Origin of the sequence: Amphritea sp. (assembly GCF_050300915.1) — a bacterium.
Classification (GTDB): domain Bacteria; phylum Pseudomonadota; class Gammaproteobacteria; order Pseudomonadales; family Balneatricaceae; genus Amphritea.
Map to the genome: position 1 here is coordinate 1 of NZ_JBNKYN010000201.1, position 604 is coordinate 604.

1 protein-coding gene is annotated in these 604 nt (G+C 47.2%); it reads right to left on the reverse strand.

Features of this window, described 5'->3' with window-relative positions:
• Window positions 1–257: 257 nt before the first annotated feature.
• Window positions 258–604, reverse strand: a 347-nt coding sequence (locus tag ACQY8X_RS21065; RefSeq protein ID WP_428037085.1) for a hypothetical protein, incomplete at its 5' end; no start/stop codon positions are given.

Here is a 604-nt window from a genome sequence, read left to right on the forward strand (position 1 = left end):
AACGCCGGGCTGGCGTTCGTTGACGATGGACCACATGAAGTGAACGGACGCGACGGGTTGACGTAGGCTAAGTGCGAACGTTTTGGATGGTGCTAGGCTGATCACTGCGACTACCTCCCTGCTATGTTGCTTATTGTTGTAACTTAGTTAGGCGATGCTATTTGGTGAAGCTAGACTGCACTGACTCGAACTTGATGGGTGGTGCTTACCTGCCGTATTGCTCGATTTAACATTCTCGACAAAAAGCCCCTAACGCCTCAATCAGCCGACGCGTTAGCGGTCGGCTGCATTGATTTGTTATGAGCGTTTTTCCGAGTTAAATCGCCAACGACCTCGATTTCTGCCATTGTGTCAAAAATTGATGAATAAGAATCCCACAGTTCAGGTTTGGTTCCGGCTGAGGTATACGCCACCATTTCAGATTCAGGCCACCACATAAAGGTGTACATTACATGGTAAGAATTTCCAGATTGATTCTCCTCGATTTTTTCTACGCACACACGGATCATTCCTTCGATACGATGAGGCTCGCACTGAGTAATGATTTTTTCGTAGCTAGAGATTTGCGATATGAGCTTGTTAGCTAGTTGCTCCGAGCTCATCC